Below are 17,644 nucleotides of genomic sequence, written 5' to 3'. Positions count from 1 at the left end.
TGGATGGTAAAAGACAATGTTTGAACGCTTCACAGAGAAGGCAATAAAAGTAATTATGTTAGCCCAGGAGGAAGCACGCCGCCTGGGTCATAACTTCGTAGGAACGGAACAAATCCTCTTGGGTTTGATCGGAGAGGGAACTGGTGTCGCAGCCAAAGTTCTCAAGTCGATGGGAGTCAATCTTAAAGATGCTCGTATTGAAGTTGAGAAAATTATCGGTCGCGGTTCTGGTTTTGTCGCAGTAGAAATTCCCTTTACTCCAAGAGCCAAGAGGGTTTTGGAATTATCTTTAGAAGAGGCACGCCAGTTGGGTCACAACTACATTGGCACAGAACACCTACTTTTAGGGTTAATTAGAGAAGGAGAAGGAGTCGCTGCCAGAGTCCTCGAAAACCTGGGCGTAGACTTGTCAAAAGTCCGCACTCAAGTGATCAGAATGTTGGGAGAAACTGCAGAAGTAGCTGCGGGTTCTAGCAGCAACCAAGGCAGAAATAAAACTCCAACTCTCGATGAATTTGGCTCGAATCTGACTCAAATGGCAGGAGAGGGCAAACTCGATCCTGTAGTGGGCAGACAAAAAGAAATCGAGCGGGTAATTCAAATCCTCGGCAGACGTACGAAAAACAACCCAGTTCTAATTGGAGAACCAGGGGTTGGGAAAACGGCGATCGCTGAAGGATTGGCACAAAGAATTGCTAACAAAGATATTCCCGATATTCTCGAAGAAAAGCGAGTTGTTACTTTAGATATCGGTCTATTAGTGGCTGGTACTAAGTATCGTGGGGAATTTGAGGAGCGTCTCAAAAAAATCATGGACGAGATCCGTCAGGCTGGAAATGTAATTCTGGTAATTGACGAGGTTCACACTCTAATCGGTGCTGGTGCAGCAGAAGGGGCGATCGATGCAGCAAATATCCTCAAGCCAGCTTTGGCAAGGGGAGAACTGCAATGTATTGGTGCGACAACCCTCGATGAATACCGCAAGCACATCGAGCGAGATGCAGCTTTAGAACGTCGTTTCCAACCCGTACAGGTGGGCGAACCATCTGTAGATGAAACCATTGAAATTCTCTTTGGTTTGCGGGAACGTTACGAGCAACACCACAAACTAAAAATTCTAGACGAAGCATTAGAAGCAGCAGCAAAACTATCGGATCGCTATATCAGCGATCGCTATTTACCAGATAAAGCGATCGATTTAATCGACGAAGCTGGTTCTAGAGTACGCTTAATTAATTCTCAACTTCCCCCAGCAGCTAAAGAGTTGGATAAGGAGTTAAGGGAAATTCTCAAGCAAAAAGACGATGCAGTTCGTTCCCAAGACTTCGACCAAGCAGGGGAATTGCGCGATCGCGAAATGGAAATCAAAGAAGAAATTCGCAACATTGCTTCTAATAAGAAGAATGAAGATGATAGCGGTGAAGACTCTCCTTTGGTTGATGCGGAAGAAATCGCTCACATCGTTGCTTCTTGGACTGGAGTTCCAGTGAACAAGATCACTGAATCTGAGTCTGAGAAATTAATGCACATGGAAGATACCCTCCATCAGCGCATTATCGGACAAGAGGATGCAGTTAAAGCAACTTCTAGAGCAATTAGAAGAGCTAGAGTTGGTTTGAAAAATCCCAACCGTCCCATCGCCAGTTTCATCTTCTCTGGACCTACTGGGGTAGGTAAAACTGAACTTACCAAAGCTTTGGCGACTTATTTCTTTGGTTCGGAAGAAGCGATGATTCGCTTGGATATGTCCGAATATATGGAACGTCACACCGTTTCTAAGCTTATTGGTTCTCCTCCAGGGTATGTCGGTTATAACGAAGGCGGTCAGTTAACTGAAGCGGTACGCCGTCGTCCTTATACCGTGGTGCTATTTGATGAAATTGAAAAAGCACACCCCGATATCTTCAATATGCTCTTGCAGATTTTAGAAGATGGTCGCTTGACCGATGCCAAAGGCAGAACTGTAGACTTCAAGAATACTCTTTTAATCTTGACTTCTAATATCGGTTCTAAAGTCATCGAAAAAGGTGGTGGCGGTCTTGGTTTTGAGTTTGACGACGATCGCGAGGAAGCTAAATACAACCGCATCAGTAATTTGGTTCGAGAAGAACTTAAGAACTACTTCCGCCCTGAATTCCTCAACCGTCTCGACGAGATTATTGTCTTCCGTCAATTGAACAAAGACGAAGTCAAAGAAATCAGCGAAATCTTGCTCAAAGAAGTCTTCCAACGCTTAACTGAAAAAGAAATTACTCTTGAAGTAACTGAAAAATTCAAAGAGCGTTTGGTAGACGAAGGATTCAATCCCGCTTACGGCGCGCGTCCTTTGCGTCGAGCAATTATGCGTCTATTAGAAGACGTTTTGGCAGAAGAAATTCTTTCTGGTCGCTTGAGCGAGGGAGATACTGCTACGGTTGATATTGACGAAGAGAAAAAGGTTAAAATTACTCCCCAAAAAGACAAAGTAGAGTTATTACCTTCTTCTTAAAAAGTCTCCATCGACTTAACAATTAAAATCAATTAAACCATTGGGTAGGGCTTTGACGAGCTTTACCCTTTTTGTTGGATAACTCTTTTTCGTGTAGAAAATAATAGATGAGTTATAGGTTATGGGTTATAGGTTATGGGTTACTAAAGACAATGCCCTGCTAAAATATTCATATTGAAAATGTTTTTATAGCTAAAGATAATTATGCTACTTACAGAAACTAATTTAGTTGCTTTGTTATATCTAGGATTGAGTGGCACGTATCTTTTAGTCTTGCCCGCCCTAGTTTACTTGTACTTGAAAAATCGTTGGTATACAGCAGGTTCGATTGAAAGACTAATAATGTATCTTTTTGTCTTTTTAAGTTTTCCTGGAATGCTTTTATTAAGTCCTTTCCTCAATTTCCGTCCCAAACGTCGCGAACTACAAGCTTAAAGTAATCATATGCGTAGAATTGATGCACTAGGTATCGGTCTTGGAGTATTTGTTGCGGCTGGATTAGTATATCTAGCACTACAAATATTGGGACTAGATGGTATTAACGCAGGAATTTGGACTCAAGCTCTTTTGGTAATAGGGTTAGTTGGCTGGTCTTTGACTTATTTATTTCGAGTCGGCACAAAAAACATGACCTACAACCAACAATTAAAAGACTATGAAGAAGCAGTCATGCAAAAACGTCTGTCAGAGATGTCCCCCGAAGAAATAGCTCAATTGCAACAGGAAATTGAGCGAGAACAACAATCGTAGAAATATTAAGAACAAGATTAAAATTCCCCAATGAAATCTGTCGCTCGTCGTTTTCAACAACTAAAACAAAATTCTGAATGTGCTTTAATCCCCTTTATTACGGCTGGCGATCCAGATTTGTCAACTACCGCTCAAGCTCTCGAAACATTAGCTAACAGTGGTGCAGATATGATTGAATTGGGCGTTCCCTATTCCGATCCTCTAGCTGATGGCCCTACTATCCAAGCAGCAGCCACCAGAGCTTTAGCACAAGGAGTGCAATTGGATGATGTCTTAGAAGTTGTTAAGCAAGTAACTCCTAAAATAGAAATTCCGCTTATTTTATTTACTTACTACAATCCAATTTATTACCGTGGTATTGAATCTTTTTTACAGCAAGTAAAAGATGCAGGAATAAGCGGTTTAGTAGTTCCAGATTTACCTTTAGAAGAAGCAGAAGTATTACTCAAACCAGCCAAAGAAATCGGTATTGAGGTGACCTTATTGGTTGCTCCTACTAGCTCGGAAGAACGCATCAAAGCGATCGCAGATAAATCTGAAGGTTTTATTTATTTGGTTTCTGTAACTGGAGTAACGGGAGTCCGCTCTGAAATGGCAGTAGAGGTTAAAGATCTTCTCGAAAATCTGCACGATACAACCAATAAACCCATTGGAGTAGGTTTTGGTATCTCCAGTCCCCAACAAGCAAAGCAAGTCAAAGATTGGGGTGCAGATGCCGTAATTGTTGGTAGTGCCATAGTCAAACGACTAGCAGAGGGGACGACCGAGTCAAGCTTGAAAGCGATCGCCGAATTTTGCTCTTCTCTCAAACAAGCAATCTCTTAGATATCCTGGATTGAGAGTTATGGCGTACCGTTTCTCATACCCTGAGAATTGCCATTTGGTAATAAAGAATTGGGTAAATCTTCAAAGTTTTTCTTAACCGCGCGACAAAATTCTTTCATTTGAGCTACTGTCATTGTGGGCTCGGCTTGCCCTTTTTCCCACCTTCTGATAGTTGACACAGCTACACCAATTTCTCTAGCTAATTGTTCTTGAGATAGCTTCACGTTCAATCTCAATCTTTTAAAAGGAGAGTTGGTTTGTTGCTGTTCGGCTTTTTTAGGTCTTGTCATAATAATACTAAGTTGGTTAATTACAATAGGATTGACTGAATAGATATTTTTTGACAACAAAAATCGCTTAAATTGAGCTTTAAAAACAAATCTAAGCAATCAATATTTAGTTATTGTCAATTAATACTTTAACTACTATAGAATAGAGATAAAACTATCTATCAGTTATCAGTTATGCCATTTGTGTTGGAATAAAATATAAGTAATAATCGAACTGAAAATACAGCGTCAAAATCTTTCTAGCAATATTTTAGCAATACTTTTACGAGTAAAGTTGAATATCATCAAGAAGTTATACGCTCGATTTATACGCTCAATTTTGTCCCATACTAACAAAAAAAATAGATAAGACTATTGGCAAAAACACCGAAATTTAATAATATTAAAAGATTCTATCTCTAAGTACTTAAAAGAAATTGGATACTCAGATTGTGACTATTTTATTAAACACTTGAGAGTTGAATTTGCAGTTAAAATGTCGGTAATTATTCTGAAGCGAGATTGTCAACTAATTGATATTAAAATCAGTGAAGCGAATAATTATTAAATATCTGAGACATAAAACAATTTGATGGCTTGTAAATAGGTCAGGAAAAGTTGATATATCTATCCATCAAGACTCTAATCTCTCAGAAATAAAGAAACCAACAGTAGTAAATCATTGGAAACCAGGAATATTATTATGGACACTTGGCGATCGCAGTAGTACAAGTTTCCAAATTATTTGGTCAATCATTAGATGTTGGTCAAGTTTCTGGTATGTATAGTCATTCTAAATAGGAAACATATGAAATATGGAATAATATAAGCTAGCTGAGAAGTTCATCAAGTTAAATGACTTATAGCGTAGATTTGCTCAAGCGTGTAGTAAACTTTGTAGCTGATGGAAGCTCAAAAGTCGAAGCATCAAGAAGATATGAAGTAAGTTTGTGGTGTGTCAATGATTGGTGTCAAAGAAAGAACTTAACTCCAGCACCACAATTAGGAAGAAAGCGAAAACTGGACTGGAAGGCACTTGCTCAACATATTCAAGAAAATCCAGATGCTTTGTTGAGAGAAAGAGCGCAATATTTTGGAGTGCATAGGAGTGCGATCGGGTACGCCACCAAGCAAATGAAGCTGACTCGTAAAAAGCGGTGCGACCCCGCGGAGGTTTCCTCCGCAAGGGAACGCGCACCAAGACAAAACACTGAAATACAGTGAGCGCAAGCATAGTGAGCGAATTAGCTTGTTGAGAAATTTACGTAAAATTATCGTCCTTGATGGTTTGGTTCAAAGAGGAAAAACGTCAGTGAATTGGTTTTTTGGGTTCAAGCTTCACCTGGTTGTTAACGAAGTCGGTCAACTATTAAATGCTCAATTAACGGTACGATTAGTTATGCGACGATAAAACGAGATAATTCCAACTTAATTGTGGTTAACGGCTATACCCAATACAATTGGCGTGGCAATGATGTTTTAGTTGATTATGATAGGGTCATATCCGTGTTTAAAACCGTCAAACAGAAATTTAGCGGTAAAGCGATCGCATTTCCTAAAATAGGTGCTGGATTAGCTAAAGGTGATTGGAATACTATTGCCAAAATTATCGATCGCCAATTAGCAGGGGAAGATTGCACTCTAGTTGAATTTTCTCCCTAATATCTAACATCATTCAAATTAATAACTAATAACTAATAACTTTTTAATAAATTATTCAACAGATAAATTATTACAGGTAGTCCCGTAAAGTAAACTAGGCTGAGAAAAGTGTTACAAAACAATCAGTTTGAGGCTTAAAAATATGGTGACAACTATAGGAATTAGCGATCGCTATCGGATAAAAACCAAGCAGCTTGATATGCCTCCTCGTCTGTTGTTAGGTCCTGGTCCTGCTAATGTTAATCCACGAGTACTCTCGGCAATGAGTATTAGTCCTGTAGGTCATCTAGATCCGTCTTATTTAGCATTGATGGATGAGATTCGCGATCTATTGCGCTATGCTTGGCAAACTGAAAACGAACTAACTATTTCTGTAAGCGGTACTGGTACTGCAGCAATGGAAGCTACTTTAGCCAATGCTGTTGAACCTGGGGATGTAGTTTTAGTGGGAGTCAAAGGTTACTTTGGCAATCGTTTGGTAGATATGGCGGAACGCTATGGAGGAGATGTCCGCACCATGACTAAGCCTTGGGGACAGGTATTTAGCCTCGAAGAAATCAAAACCAATCTGGAAACCCACAAACCCGCCATACTAGCTTTAGTTCATGCCGAAACTTCTACAGGGGCGCGTCAACCCCTGGAAGGAGTAGCAGAATTGTGTCACCAGCACGGTTGTTTATTAATTGTGGATACAGTAACTACCTTGGGAGGAGTACCTCTATATATCGATGATTGGGGTATAGACTTAGCCTATAGTTGCAGTCAAAAAGGTTTGGGCTGTCCTCCTGGGGCATCTCCTTTTACGATGAGCAGTCGGGCTATGGAAAAACTAAACAAGCGAGCTAAACCCGTACCCAATTGGTATTTGGATATGTCTTTGCTAGCCAAATATTGGGGCGAACAAAGAGTTTATCACCATACCGCCCCCATCAATTCTAATTATGGTTTGCGGGAGTCTTTGAGAATCGTCGCCGAAGAAGGACTAGAACAACGCTGGAAACGCCACCAACAAAATGCAGAGATGCTCTGGTCTGGTTTGGCAGAACTTGGTTTAACCTGTCATGTAGACAAGGAATATCGCTTGCCTACCCTCACTACAGTGAGAATTCCTGATGGTGTAGATGGAAAAGCGATCGCTCGTAAGTTATTGACCGAATACAATATTGAGATTGCTGGCGGTTTGGGCGAATTAGGTGGCAAAGTATGGCGGATCGGCTTGATGGGTTACAATAGCCGTCCTGAAAACGTTCTTTTATTATTGGATGCTTTAGAAAAAGTTTTGCAGCGATAAAAGACTTTGTCTGTTTTCAAAACAGATCTAATTTCTGAATCTCCTGCCAAATAATTTCTTGGGAATCGTTTAAGCCGTGGTCGCTATTTAATTCGATTAAATTTACCTGAGAATGGTTGCGGGCATAGTCGCGACTGACTTGAATCGGTACTACTTCGTCATTGATACCGTGAATAATTAACGTAGGGAGGTTGCGTTTTAATTGGGAAATAGGATAATTGTCTGCATCTTCAAGAAATTGATATTTGAGGGGAATTTGTTTGCCTTCTCCATAATGGTAAACCGACAGCCAACCAGATTCTCGCCATTGTTCGATCTGATTTGGGTCTAATCGAGAATACCAACTTTGAGGGAAACCGAAAGCGGGGGCTAAGAGAACTAGTTGCTTCACGCGATCGCATTTATTTGCCACCCAAACGGCAGTTAACCCGCCAAAACTAGATCCGATTAAAGTTATCGGACTCTCGGACTCGGAAAAGGCAGCAATGGTTTGTTGGATTTGTCTGCTAAGAGTGAGATGGCTAAAATCACCTTGATTTAGATCTAAAATATTCAGATCGAAACCTTGAGATTTAAAGCGATCTCCTAAATACTGTGCTTTATTAGATTTAGGGCTAGAAGCAAAACCATGAAGGTAGATATATTCCATATTTTTTATTACTGTTTAAGGGCGTAATAACACCGAAAAATCGAGATAAATGATAGACATAACTATAAAAGTGATCTATGTTGTTGGCATTACATAAAAGACTGAATATAAAAGAACAAGTTTTCCTAATTAATCTGTAAATTTTTCTTTATTCAATTTTTTAGTTTACTACTTAAAATTATGCACACAGCCTCTGCAAAAATCTTAGTCGTAGATGACGATCCTGCTATTCGCAATCTAATCTACCGTTTTCTCAGCCAAAAAAACTATGTTTTGGAATCTGCCGAAAACGGACAAACTGCTTTAAAAGTGTTCGAGCAATTTAACCCAGATTTAGTAATACTCGATGTCAATCTTCCAGACGCTCTGGGCTATAATCTCTGCGAAGAGATGCAGAGCAATACTGATGTATTTATTTTGATGCTAACTAGTCGTTCTGATGCTGCCGATAAAAAAGAAGGATTTTTAAAAGGAGCAGACGATTATTTAACCAAACCCTTCGATCTTCAGGAGTTGGAGTATCGAGTTAAAGCTATTTTAAAACGACAAAGAACTGTCACTACTTCCGAAAAGCAACCTCTAGTATTTAGCAATTTGATTATCGATCCAGTACGTAGAGAAGTCAAAATTAATGAGGAACTGATTTTATTAACCGCATTAGAATTCGATTTGCTACATTTTTTAGCTACCAGACCAGGAAGAGTCTGGCGCAGAGACGAGCTAATTCAAAATGTTTGGGACTATGATTACGTAGGAGATCAAAGGGTCGTAGACGTTCATATCGGTCAGATTAGGAAGAAAATTGAGGTAGATTCCGCAGAACCTTCTTTTATCCAGACCGTTCGAGGTGTGGGTTACAAGTTTGAAGTCGATCCTATTTCCAACCCAGTTTAAGACTGCGATCGATCTAACTAGATTACTTTAACTAGCTAGAAAGACTAGCAATTGCGGTTTCGATCGCTTTTTTTTGCTCGGCATCATAACCCCAACGTTTGATAAACTCCTCGTATTCGCCTTTTCCCTCAGAAACTGTAGTTTTTAGCTTGTCGAGTTCCTGGGCGATCGCATTTAATTGAATTTGTTGAATTAAATTGCTGGTTCGCCGACAAACAGTTTGCGATCCTCTAATATTATCGGTATCGTCGTTGCGACTATGAGCGACTATCATAGCAGAAGACATAGCTAAATTTTTGACCAATAGTTCCGTTACAACAGCAGTTGAAGATTTCAAACCGTTAATTACTCCCATAGAAGGTCGATCTGCAAGAGACATTTCACTGGTTAAATAAGCCACAAAAAATCCTCTACCGCCATTTTTGCTACTGACTAGGTTAGCAACTTCTTGTTCTATACTTGCTTCATCTAATTTTCCCGCATCGATTTTTTCCATTAAAGATTGTGTAGTTTCGATAGCTTGAGGAAAAGAAAGGTTTTGATTCACTGTCATATATGAAAAATAAATTTGACCAACGATTAGAGCCAACTTCGTCGTTTTACGGCATAGTCCCGTCTCCCCCTCAAGGGGGATAATAAAGCGGGAGCGAGATAATCTCTGACTAAATGATATTATATTAAGAAATATATTACTTAATTTTATTACTTAATTTTATTGCCAAGTGAATCTAGGCAAAAGCTTTTATTACTAGTTGCAACAAGTCTATTAGGAGTTATCTTTGCTAGAGGCTAGTCTTTTTATTATTTTAGGTCTATTTGTTGGAATTATTAGTGGCATCATTGGTATTGGAGGAGGGGTTTTACTAACTCCTGCTTTAGTATTTCTCTTTGGTTTTACCCAACACAGCGCACAAGGAACGACTATTGCTTTATTAGTTCCTCCTATCGGTTTATTAGCAGCTTGGACTTACTATCAAGAGGGAGATGTCAATCTTAAAGTAGCAGGGCTAATTTGCATTGGCTTTTTTATCGGCGGTTTGCTGGGAGCTAAATTTGCTGTTAGTTTGTCAGATTTTTGGTTGAGACGAATTTTTGGACTGACAATGTGCGCCCTAGGTATCAAGATGATGCTTTCTAAGTAAGTATTTTTGTATAAGTTAGGAATTACCCATTGAGCAAAAATTCTTGATGAATATTATATATTCCATAAGATATTAGATCTAAGGATGAATCGAGCCGTCGGGTAAAATTGCTCCCGTTAACTTGACTGCGGTTAGCTTCACCATAATTTTGTCGTTAAAACCAACTTTTGCCCCTGTAAAATCCGCACCACTTAGATCCGATCCGCTCAGATCTGCCCCAATTAAATTGGCTTCTCTAAGATTAGCCCCTTTCAAGTTGGCTTGAAGCAAATTAGCACCCTTAAGATTAGCACCCTGGAGGTTGGCTTCTTCTAAAATAATTTTGTGTAAAAAAGTATCGCTCAAGTCGGCATAGGATAGATTCGCTTGAGCTAAATCTCTACCAGAAAAGTCTCTTTCTTTAAAGTTAGAGTGACTTAAATCCGCACCGCGCAAGCTTTTTTGATAGGGTCTTTTGTAATTAGTATTGGACTGACGAGTCGTACTGTCATTATTACTAGATTGGCGGAAGTCTTGATAGCCATCTTTTGTGCGAGAATTACCCTCTCCAGCATTTTTGGGAGAATAGTAATAGGCTCGATAGTCCCAAGTATCTCTGGGGCGATGGGTTCGAGTATATTGAGAATTGCTTTGGGAATAGGTATTTTGACGATCGCTTTGATGACTGCTAGCGCGATCGCTGTTACTGTAGTTATTGTAATTGTTGCTATGACTGGAGTAACCCCGATAGGGGTCTCTATTACTATTGCGAGAATACCCTCGATTAGAATAACTCCGATGAGAGTCATTGCTTCTAGGATTGTGGCTGGAATAGCCTCTAGGATGATAGGTAGTTGAATGAGCTTCTCTGTTTGCTGTGGTCTTAGTTTTGGCAGCTTTGGGGTTTTGTCGGTGATAGGAACGCAAAGAATCCCTAGCTTCGTTAATTTGCTGTAGCTTTTCGACAGATTTTTGGATCAATCTCTCGTTTTCTTGGGGAAGGCGATCGGGATGCCAAATAAATACTAAATCTTTGTAAGCTTGGTTGACCTCTTCCAAAGATGCTCCTGGTTTGAGTCCCAAGGCTTTATAGTGTTTTTCTAAGTTTTGAACCACTATGGCAATCCTTCCTTAATAATGCTACCTAAGTTGTACTTAAACTATCTGGAAACGATCGTGTCAAAATTTACGAATTAACTTTAATTTTAGAATAGTTGTTGACAGACTTGGATGGTTTAGTCATTTTTTATAATTATAGACATTAGTTGTTTTTATGTAAGCAATTAAGTTAACAAATAAAAAGATGTCATTACTCCCAGGTTGTCATCAAGTAGTAGTATATTTGAATAATTAATATTACTCACAGCTTTGTAACATTCGTAACAATGAATCTGCTGCCTAATTTTTTTCCGAACCATTGTAATATGTGAAAACTGAATAGTAATATATGAAAATTTAGTATTAAATACTACGTACAAGTTTTATGTCGAGAATTGTTAATCCAACTGAACCCGCTAGTTCTTCACCAAACCTTGAAGGAGGATTGGACATTCTAGGTTTTGAAGCTGAAATCAATAGATTGGAAGGAACAGAAGATTCTGACTTAATTTCAGGAGGAAACTTAGCAGATATCTTAAGCGGGTTTGCAGGAAATGACACTATCGAAGGGTTGGGGGATAATGACAGCCTTTTTGGCGAAGCTGGTAACGATATTTTGCGGGGTAATCGGGGTAATGATAGTCTTGAAGGCTCGGCAGGAAATGACTCTCTAGAAGGGGGTTTGGGGAGCGATACTCTGATTGGTGGTGCAGGTCTCGATACGATAGTTGCAGTTGGCAATTCTAATATTCTCGATGGCGGAGGTGATCGAGACGAATTGACAGTAAGAGGGTCGAATAATGAGTTAGATGGAGGGTTGGGCAATGACACTCTGGTTGTGGAAGAAGGAGAAAACAACGTTTTAACTGGCGGGGCAGGCAGAGATATATTCAGATTGAATTCCATTGCCGAAACCGCAGCCAACCTCGATCGCATTACTGATTTTCAGCCAGGAGAAGATCGTTTGATTGTTGATAGCGATCTGCTTGAAGAGGAATTAGTTTACGATGCCGAAACTGGAATAGTTGCTTCGGGCGATCGCTCGGTAGCCCAATTGTCCCCAGGACTGGATATTTCTTTGGGAGATATAGAACTAGTTGGTTTTAATAGTTCTAATGAGGGAGATATCGTTTATCGATTTTTAAATCGAGATTTGGGAGTACATCTTTACACCACTGATGAAAACGAACGGGATTTTGTGCGAGATAATCTGACTAATTTTGTCTTTGAGGGAGCTTCTTTTTTGGCAGTCGATCCCTTAACAGGGAATTCCCAACCCGTTCCCGTATTTCGTTTCTTTAACCGAGATACTGGAGTACATCTTTATACTATTGATGAAAACGAACGGGATTTTGTGCGAGATAATCTCGATAATTTTGTCTTTGAGGGAGAGGCTTTCTTTGCTTATCGAAATCAAATTGAAGGTACTATTCCTATCTATCGTTTCTTCAACACTACTACTGGGGCGCATTTCTATAGCCCTTCGGAAAATGAAAGAGCATTTGTCGAAGACAATCTTAATGATTTTCAATTTGAAGGTATTGCTTACTATTCTTTCCCCATTGAATAAATATTTCAAATTAGTGAGATACTTTTCCTAAAGAAGCTATTTCAAATTTTGTTCAAATTGAAAACTAGAATTTGACAATTAGCCGTAGAGTTACTAGTTCAACCTTTACCCATTCTCCCTTTTCCTTTAACCCACCCTGACAAAAATTTATAGTTCTCAAAATAGATAAGATTTAGATAATAGTTGACACCGACAATCTTGGCTTTGAATCGAATGTTTATTTATGCTTTTTTAGTTCCTCAAAATTATGAGTAAATATCTCTATCTCTCTGGGCAGATTAGTCTAGGTGCGATCGCCTATATTCTTGCTTTAGGTGAATACACAGCCGTTAAAGCTCAAAATATTTCAACTGTAACAACTTACCAAGTTAAAGCTAAAGAATACCCCTTATTGTTGGCTCAGATTACTACAGATGGATCGTTAAATACTGAAGTTAACCAGAACGGTAATGTTACGGAAATTGGGGGAGGTTCGGCTAGAGGAGCTAACTTATTTCATTCTTTTCAAGATTTTTCTATTTCTAGTGGCAACGAAGCTTTTTTTAATAGTGGGGGGAACATAGATAATATTTTTTCTCGCGTTACGGGAGGAAACATTTCTAATATCAATGGTGCGATCAGAGGGAACGGTGCTAATTTATTTTTAATCAACCCCGCAGGAATTATTTTTGGCAATAATGCGAGTCTGAATTTAGGCGGTGGTTCTTTCTACGGCAGTACCGCAGACAGTATTCTTTTTGATGGGGGAGAATTTAGCGCGACAGATTTTGATAATTCTCCCTTGTTGACGATTAATGCTCCTATAGGTTTAAATTTTCGGGACAATCCCGCTCCCATTGAAGTTAACGGTTCTAGCTTGGCAGTAGCATCGGGACAAAGTTTGACCCTTTTGGGAGGTAATCTCACTTTGAGAGATGGAGTTCAACTATTTACTCCTGGGGCAAATGTTGAGTTGGGAGCAATATCTGGTGGTGGAACAGTAGAATTAGATGAAAATCTCAGGTTGAATTTTCCCGCAGATATAGCCTTGGCAGATATTTTTCTAAATAATGATGTTGCGATTAATGTCACCTCTAATGATGGTGGTTCGATCTCGATTAATGGTAATGATGTCAGCCTAGCGGAAAACAGTCGTTTAGTCGCAGGGATAGCAGATGATAGCGGCGCGCCCACATCTCAGGCAGGCAATATTGCGATCGATGCTTCGGGCAATCTCAATCTGGAAGGCAATAGTTTTATCGTCAATCGTGCGGGTAGTAATGCTGAAGGGAATAGTGGAGGAATTGAGATTATTAGCGGTTCGGGTATCAATTTAGCTGAGAATAGTTTTATTGTTAGCGAGGTAGGGACAGCAGGGGCGGGAAATGCAGGGGATATTGCTTTAGAAACCTCTTCTTTGACTCTGAATAATCGTTCTTTTGTGGGCAGTCAAACCTTTGGCTTGGGTAATTCGGGAAACCTCTCCATTAACGCAGCAGATACAATTTCGATTAACAGTGGCAGTTCTTTACGCAGTTTGGTCAGGGAAGGGGGTTCTGGCAATGCAGGCAATATTCAAATCAATACCAATATTTTAAATGCAGCAACTCTAGAAGGTTCTGCCGAAGTTAGAAGTTTAATTTTTTCTAATACTCGCGGGGCAGGCAATGCAGGCAATGTGGAAATCGATGCTGCGAATTCGGTAACTTTCGATAATGCTTCGATATTGGCTCAAGTTGATGAAGATGCTAGCGGTAATGGCGGTAACGTTACGATTAACAGTCCCAGTTTGAAAATCTTTAACTCTGCCAGTCAAATACCTACAGCTTCGGGGATTTTTACCGATACTAAGGGAACGGGCAATGCAGGAGGGATTAACATCAATGCTACCAACGAACTGATGGTTGCCAGAAGATCTTCTATTGGTGCGGGAACTACGAGCGACGGTAACGCAGGAGATATAGAAATTACCACAGATTCTTTGTCAGTCAGCAATTTTGCTTTAATTGCCACTAATGTTAGAGAAAATGCTGGGGGTGATGCTGGAGCGATTGAGATTAATGCTAATACTGTTAGTTTGTCAGAAGGAGCAATTATTGATGCTTCGATTATTAACACTACTAGAGCCAACGAGTTTTTGGGAGGAGATATTAATATCAATGCTAATACCCTCAATCTAATCTCTGGGGGAAAAATAGCGACCAATACTTCTAACAGTAGTGGTAATGCGGGAAATATTAATTTAACTATTGCCAATAACATTAATATTGAGGGCAGCAATGCTCCATCCATACCTCCAGAATTTGCCCCTTTTCTCGACCAAGATGTTGAGTTGGAACGTATTACGGGAATTTTGGCTAGCAATAGGTTGGGAGCAATCGGTGATGGAGGCGATATAAACATTACTAGCCCCAATGCCACAATTGATATTGCTAATGGCGAAGCGCAAATATCCGTATCCAGTCAAGGTGGGGGTAGTGGCGGTTCGATCTTGATTGAAGCAGAAGAATTGCAGTTGAGTAATAATGGCTCGATTTTTGCTTCCACTCCCTTTGGAGAAGGGGGATCTATTACTCTGGCGATCGACGATCGCATTATTTTACGAGATGATAGTTTAATTACCGCCCGCGCCTCTAATGATGCCAATGGAGGCAATCTGACTATTGACACAAATCTCATTATCGCTTTTCCCTCAAGTCCCAATGGCAGCGATATTACTGCTAGTGCGGAAAGAGGAGAGGGGGGAAATATCGAGATTACGGCAGAAGAAATTTTAGGCTTGCAAGAGCGAGTGGCAACTCCTGGTAATGGAACTAACGATATTGATGCTAGTTCCGAGTTTGGTTTTGATGGCAACGTTTCTATCGATCCTCCCGATATTAATTCTCTTCAAGGAATTGTGGATTTGTCTTCTAATATCGTGCAACCAGATGATTCTGTCGCCAGGAGTTGCTCTGGTAATCAGACGGCTAATGACAACAGTAGTTTTGTAGTTTCGGGTAAGGGGGGCGTACCTCCCAAACCAGTGGATAAATTATCTAGCGATCGCATTTTAGTTGACGAACTTTCCATCTCCCAATCCCAAAACAACGCCACTGGCAAAACCCTCAATAGTCTATATCAACCGATCTCAACCCACAAAGGAGATATTTATCCCGCACGAGGAGCAATAGTTGGAGAAGATGGCACGATTGTTTTAACTGCTTATCCTACTACTGAAATTAAACAACGGAATCTTGTGGCTTCCTATAACTGCCGAAGTAATAAGTAATAAGTAATAAGTAATAAGTAATGAGTGATGAACGAGGAAGGAAAAAACAACTACAATCCAGGAGCGGTCGTCTATCTGCAACAAGCTAAATTATTAAATAAAAAAGGTCAGTGGCAAGGGGCAATTAAAGCCTGTCAGGAGTCTCTCAAACTCGAAACCAATTATGCTGAAGCTTATAAGGTTTGGGGCAACATTTTACACCAGAGAGGCAAGCCCATCGAGGCAATTGGTTACTATGCTAAGGCAGTCGCCATAAATCCTCAAGATTTAGAAGTTTATCTTAATTTAGGCAGCTTATTTTTTCAGCAGCAACAATGGCAAGAGGCAATTGATTGTTATCTCAAAGCAATAGCCATTCAGGAGGATTATGCAGCCACTCATCGTAACTTAGCTAGAGCCTATCAACAAATTGGTGCGGAAGATTTAATGGTGCAATCTTGGCTGAGGGCATTGGAGTTAGAACCAGCCAAAGTTACGGCAAAAGAACATTGCCATTGGGGACGAGTTTTATTTTCCCAAGGAGATTTAGAACGAGCGATCGCCTGTTATCGGCGGGCGATCACTCGCCAGTCTAATTATCTACCAGCCCATCTCAACTTAGGAATAGCACTATTTAAACAAGAACGTTGGCAAGAAGCGATTGAGAGTTACCGTCAAGTGATTCAACTAGATCCTAATTGCTGGGAAGCTTATTACAATCTTGCCAGAATTTACGCTCTTCAGGGTAAATTAAATAATGCAGTGGCTTTATATGGAAGAACTTTAAAACTCAATTATCGTTGCACTGCTGCCTATGAAGAATCGGCACGAATTTTAATCGAACTGGAAGAATGGACGACTGCCATCGAATGTTGTCGCAAGGCGATCGCTTTTGAACCCAATAATCCACAGGTTTGGGCTGATTTAGGGCGAGCTTTACTAGCACAAAAGCAATATCAGGAAGCAGTTGTCGCCTATCGTCGAGCTTTGGAATTATATTCGACTTCCCTAGAAGATTATCGCAATTTTGCTACGGCATTAGTCAAAAGTGGTAATTACTCTGAGTCAATCGAGATTTATCAGCAGATTGTCGCTCGCGAACCAGATTGTGCCGATAACTATTGCCAAATGGGAGAAGCTGCTATTGAATTAGAAAATTTTTCTTTGGCTGAAAAGGTTTTAAACAAAGCGATCGAGCTAGATCCTGGCAATTCTTGGTCTTATTACCATCTAGCAATGGCTTTAAAACGCTCCCAACAGAACCAAGCTGCCATTCCTGTGTTTAAACAAGCGATCGCCTTAGATCCTGATTTTGCTTGGTCTTATTTTCACCTGGCAGAGACTTTTGCCAGTTTATCTCAATGGGATAATGCGATCGCTACCTACCGTCGTTTTAATCAACTAGAGTCTAATGTTTATGGTTGGGAAAGGTTAGGAGATATCTTGAGTTCCCAGATAGATCCTCTTAATCTCAACGGAAAAGCCAACTTTGAAGAAGCCTTAGAATGCTACCATCAAGCGATTAAATTAGAACCAGAATATTTCCATTCCTATTACAAAGCGATCGAAATGCAACCCGATAATGCTCGGTCTTATTTTTTGTTAGGACGAGTTCATCACCAACAAAATCAAGCTGTTTCCGCCATTGCTTTTTATCAAATGGGTTTGCAAATTAGTCCCAATGCAGAAGCCTATTGGGAATTAGGAACTATTTTAGCCAGCCAAAATAACTTGTCCGCAGCGATTTCTTGCTATCAACAGGCAATGAAGTTAAACCCCAAAGAAGTAAAATATGTTC

Annotated in this window: 16 protein-coding genes and 1 pseudogene; 13 read left to right on the top strand and 4 right to left on the bottom strand. The window is 40.0% G+C overall.

The genetic code is table 11. The features are described 5' to 3' along the window. Nucleotides 1-16: 16 nt before the first annotated feature. The 4 genes from AC33VI_RS10285 (at nt 17) to trpA (ending at nt 4,063) form a co-directional block, all read left to right on the top strand. Nucleotides 17-2,488, top strand: coding sequence for an ATP-dependent Clp protease ATP-binding subunit (locus tag AC33VI_RS10285; protein ID WP_491782170.1), 2,472 nt, complete (start codon nt 17-19; stop codon nt 2,486-2,488). A gap of 204 nt (nt 2,489-2,692) precedes the next feature. Continuing rightward, nucleotides 2,693-2,923, top strand: coding sequence for an NAD(P)H-quinone oxidoreductase subunit L (gene ndhL, locus AC33VI_RS10280; protein WP_491782169.1), 231 nt, complete (start codon nt 2,693-2,695; stop codon nt 2,921-2,923). Between the two features lie 9 nt (nt 2,924-2,932). Further along, the gene (locus tag AC33VI_RS10275) at nt 2,933-3,238 is read left to right on the top strand and encodes a DUF3007 family protein (protein ID WP_491782168.1); all 306 of its coding nucleotides are present in this window, start codon (nt 2,933-2,935) and stop codon (nt 3,236-3,238) included. Between the two features lie 30 nt (nt 3,239-3,268). Beyond that, on the top strand, nt 3,269-4,063 hold the full coding sequence (trpA, locus tag AC33VI_RS10270) for a tryptophan synthase subunit alpha (RefSeq protein WP_491782167.1): 795 nt from the start codon (nt 3,269-3,271) through the stop codon (nt 4,061-4,063). A gap of 17 nt (nt 4,064-4,080) precedes the next feature. On the opposite strand, the gene AC33VI_RS10265 is transcribed toward trpA, so the two are convergent. Next, nucleotides 4,081-4,353 (bottom strand): helix-turn-helix transcriptional regulator, encoded by a 273-nt coding sequence (locus AC33VI_RS10265; protein WP_491782166.1) that lies wholly within the window; start codon nt 4,351-4,353, stop codon nt 4,081-4,083. 834 nt (nt 4,354-5,187) lie between these two features. Here AC33VI_RS10265 and AC33VI_RS10260 point away from each other — a divergent pair. The 4 genes and pseudogenes from AC33VI_RS10260 (at nt 5,188) to AC33VI_RS10245 (ending at nt 7,285) form a co-directional block, all read left to right on the top strand. Beyond that, nucleotides 5,188-5,556: an IS630 transposase-related protein gene (locus AC33VI_RS10260; RefSeq protein ID WP_491782165.1), complete on the top strand. Its 369-nt coding sequence runs from the start codon at nt 5,188-5,190 to the stop codon at nt 5,554-5,556. A 52-nt stretch (nt 5,557-5,608) separates the two neighbouring features. Beyond that, nucleotides 5,609-5,719: pseudogene (locus AC33VI_RS10255) on the top strand (transposase); the annotation flags it as partial. A 47-nt stretch (nt 5,720-5,766) separates the two neighbouring features. Then, entirely contained in the window at nt 5,767-5,994 is a 228-nt protein-coding gene (locus AC33VI_RS10250) for a macro domain-containing protein (protein WP_491782164.1), read from the top strand. Between the two features lie 142 nt (nt 5,995-6,136). Then, nucleotides 6,137-7,285 carry a pyridoxal-phosphate-dependent aminotransferase family protein gene (locus AC33VI_RS10245; RefSeq protein ID WP_491782163.1) on the top strand — a complete coding sequence of 383 codons (1,149 nt, stop codon included), beginning with the start codon at nt 6,137-6,139 and terminating at the stop codon, nt 7,283-7,285. 16 nt (nt 7,286-7,301) lie between these two features. Here the strand turns inward: AC33VI_RS10245 and AC33VI_RS10240 are convergent, their stop codons facing one another. Next, nucleotides 7,302-7,934 (bottom strand): YqiA/YcfP family alpha/beta fold hydrolase, encoded by a 633-nt coding sequence (locus tag AC33VI_RS10240; protein ID WP_491782162.1) that lies wholly within the window; start codon nt 7,932-7,934, stop codon nt 7,302-7,304. 180 nt (nt 7,935-8,114) lie between these two features. Between AC33VI_RS10240 and AC33VI_RS10235 the strand changes: the two genes are divergently transcribed. Next, on the top strand, nt 8,115-8,828 hold the full coding sequence (locus AC33VI_RS10235) for a response regulator (protein ID WP_491782161.1): 714 nt from the start codon (nt 8,115-8,117) through the stop codon (nt 8,826-8,828). Nucleotides 8,829-8,859: 31 nt separating this feature from the next. Here AC33VI_RS10235 and AC33VI_RS10230 read toward each other — a convergent pair whose 3' ends face one another. Next, nucleotides 8,860-9,381, bottom strand: coding sequence for a sll1618 family protein (locus tag AC33VI_RS10230; RefSeq protein ID WP_491782160.1), 522 nt, complete (start codon nt 9,379-9,381; stop codon nt 8,860-8,862). 226 nt (nt 9,382-9,607) lie between these two features. Between AC33VI_RS10230 and AC33VI_RS10225 the strand changes: the two genes are divergently transcribed. Next, nucleotides 9,608-9,970, top strand: a complete 363-nt coding sequence (locus AC33VI_RS10225) for a TSUP family transporter (RefSeq protein WP_491782159.1) — start codon at nt 9,608-9,610, stop codon at nt 9,968-9,970. 78 nt (nt 9,971-10,048) lie between these two features. Here the strand turns inward: AC33VI_RS10225 and AC33VI_RS10220 are convergent, their stop codons facing one another. After that, a complete protein-coding gene (locus AC33VI_RS10220; RefSeq protein WP_491782158.1) occupies nt 10,049-11,065 on the bottom strand; it encodes a pentapeptide repeat-containing protein in 1,017 nt (338 codons plus the stop codon). Nucleotides 11,066-11,432: 367 nt separating this feature from the next. Here AC33VI_RS10220 and AC33VI_RS10215 point away from each other — a divergent pair, with 367 nt between their 5' ends. The 3 genes from AC33VI_RS10215 to AC33VI_RS10205 form a co-directional block, all read left to right on the top strand. After that, a complete protein-coding gene (locus AC33VI_RS10215) occupies nt 11,433-12,617 on the top strand; it encodes a hypothetical protein (protein WP_491782157.1) in 1,185 nt (394 codons plus the stop codon). 247 nt (nt 12,618-12,864) lie between these two features. Further along, nucleotides 12,865-15,867, top strand: a complete 3,003-nt coding sequence (locus AC33VI_RS10210) for a two-partner secretion domain-containing protein (RefSeq protein WP_491782156.1) — start codon at nt 12,865-12,867, stop codon at nt 15,865-15,867. Between the two features lie 27 nt (nt 15,868-15,894). Further along, the coding region (locus tag AC33VI_RS10205; protein ID WP_491782155.1) for a tetratricopeptide repeat protein at nt 15,895-17,644 on the top strand (1,750 nt) is incomplete at its 3' end.

The sequence above is a fragment of the Waterburya sp. genome (assembly GCF_058530065.1).
Note: the sequence above shows the minus strand (reverse complement) of the source record. Positions and strands in the feature narration are given on the sequence as shown.

Excerpts from the sequence above, each read along its gene's own strand:
- AC33VI_RS10285 (WP_491782170.1), top strand. The coding sequence starts at position 17 with ATGTTTGAACGCTTCACAGAGAAGGCAATAAAAGTAATTATGTTAGCC.
- ndhL (WP_491782169.1), top strand. The coding sequence starts at position 2,693 with ATGCTACTTACAGAAACTAATTTAGTTGCTTTGTTATATCTAGGATTG.
- AC33VI_RS10275 (WP_491782168.1), top strand. The coding sequence starts at position 2,933 with ATGCGTAGAATTGATGCACTAGGTATCGGTCTTGGAGTATTTGTTGCG.
- trpA (WP_491782167.1), top strand. The coding sequence starts at position 3,269 with ATGAAATCTGTCGCTCGTCGTTTTCAACAACTAAAACAAAATTCTGAA.
- AC33VI_RS10265 (WP_491782166.1), bottom strand. The coding sequence starts at position 4,353 with ATGACAAGACCTAAAAAAGCCGAACAGCAACAAACCAACTCTCCTTTT.
- AC33VI_RS10260 (WP_491782165.1), top strand. The coding sequence starts at position 5,188 with ATGACTTATAGCGTAGATTTGCTCAAGCGTGTAGTAAACTTTGTAGCT.
- AC33VI_RS10245 (WP_491782163.1), top strand. The coding sequence starts at position 6,137 with ATGGTGACAACTATAGGAATTAGCGATCGCTATCGGATAAAAACCAAG.
- AC33VI_RS10240 (WP_491782162.1), bottom strand. The coding sequence starts at position 7,934 with ATGGAATATATCTACCTTCATGGTTTTGCTTCTAGCCCTAAATCTAAT.
- AC33VI_RS10235 (WP_491782161.1), top strand. The coding sequence starts at position 8,115 with ATGCACACAGCCTCTGCAAAAATCTTAGTCGTAGATGACGATCCTGCT.
- AC33VI_RS10230 (WP_491782160.1), bottom strand. The coding sequence starts at position 9,381 with ATGACAGTGAATCAAAACCTTTCTTTTCCTCAAGCTATCGAAACTACA.
- AC33VI_RS10215 (WP_491782157.1), top strand. The coding sequence starts at position 11,433 with ATGTCGAGAATTGTTAATCCAACTGAACCCGCTAGTTCTTCACCAAAC.
- AC33VI_RS10210 (WP_491782156.1), top strand. The coding sequence starts at position 12,865 with ATGAGTAAATATCTCTATCTCTCTGGGCAGATTAGTCTAGGTGCGATC.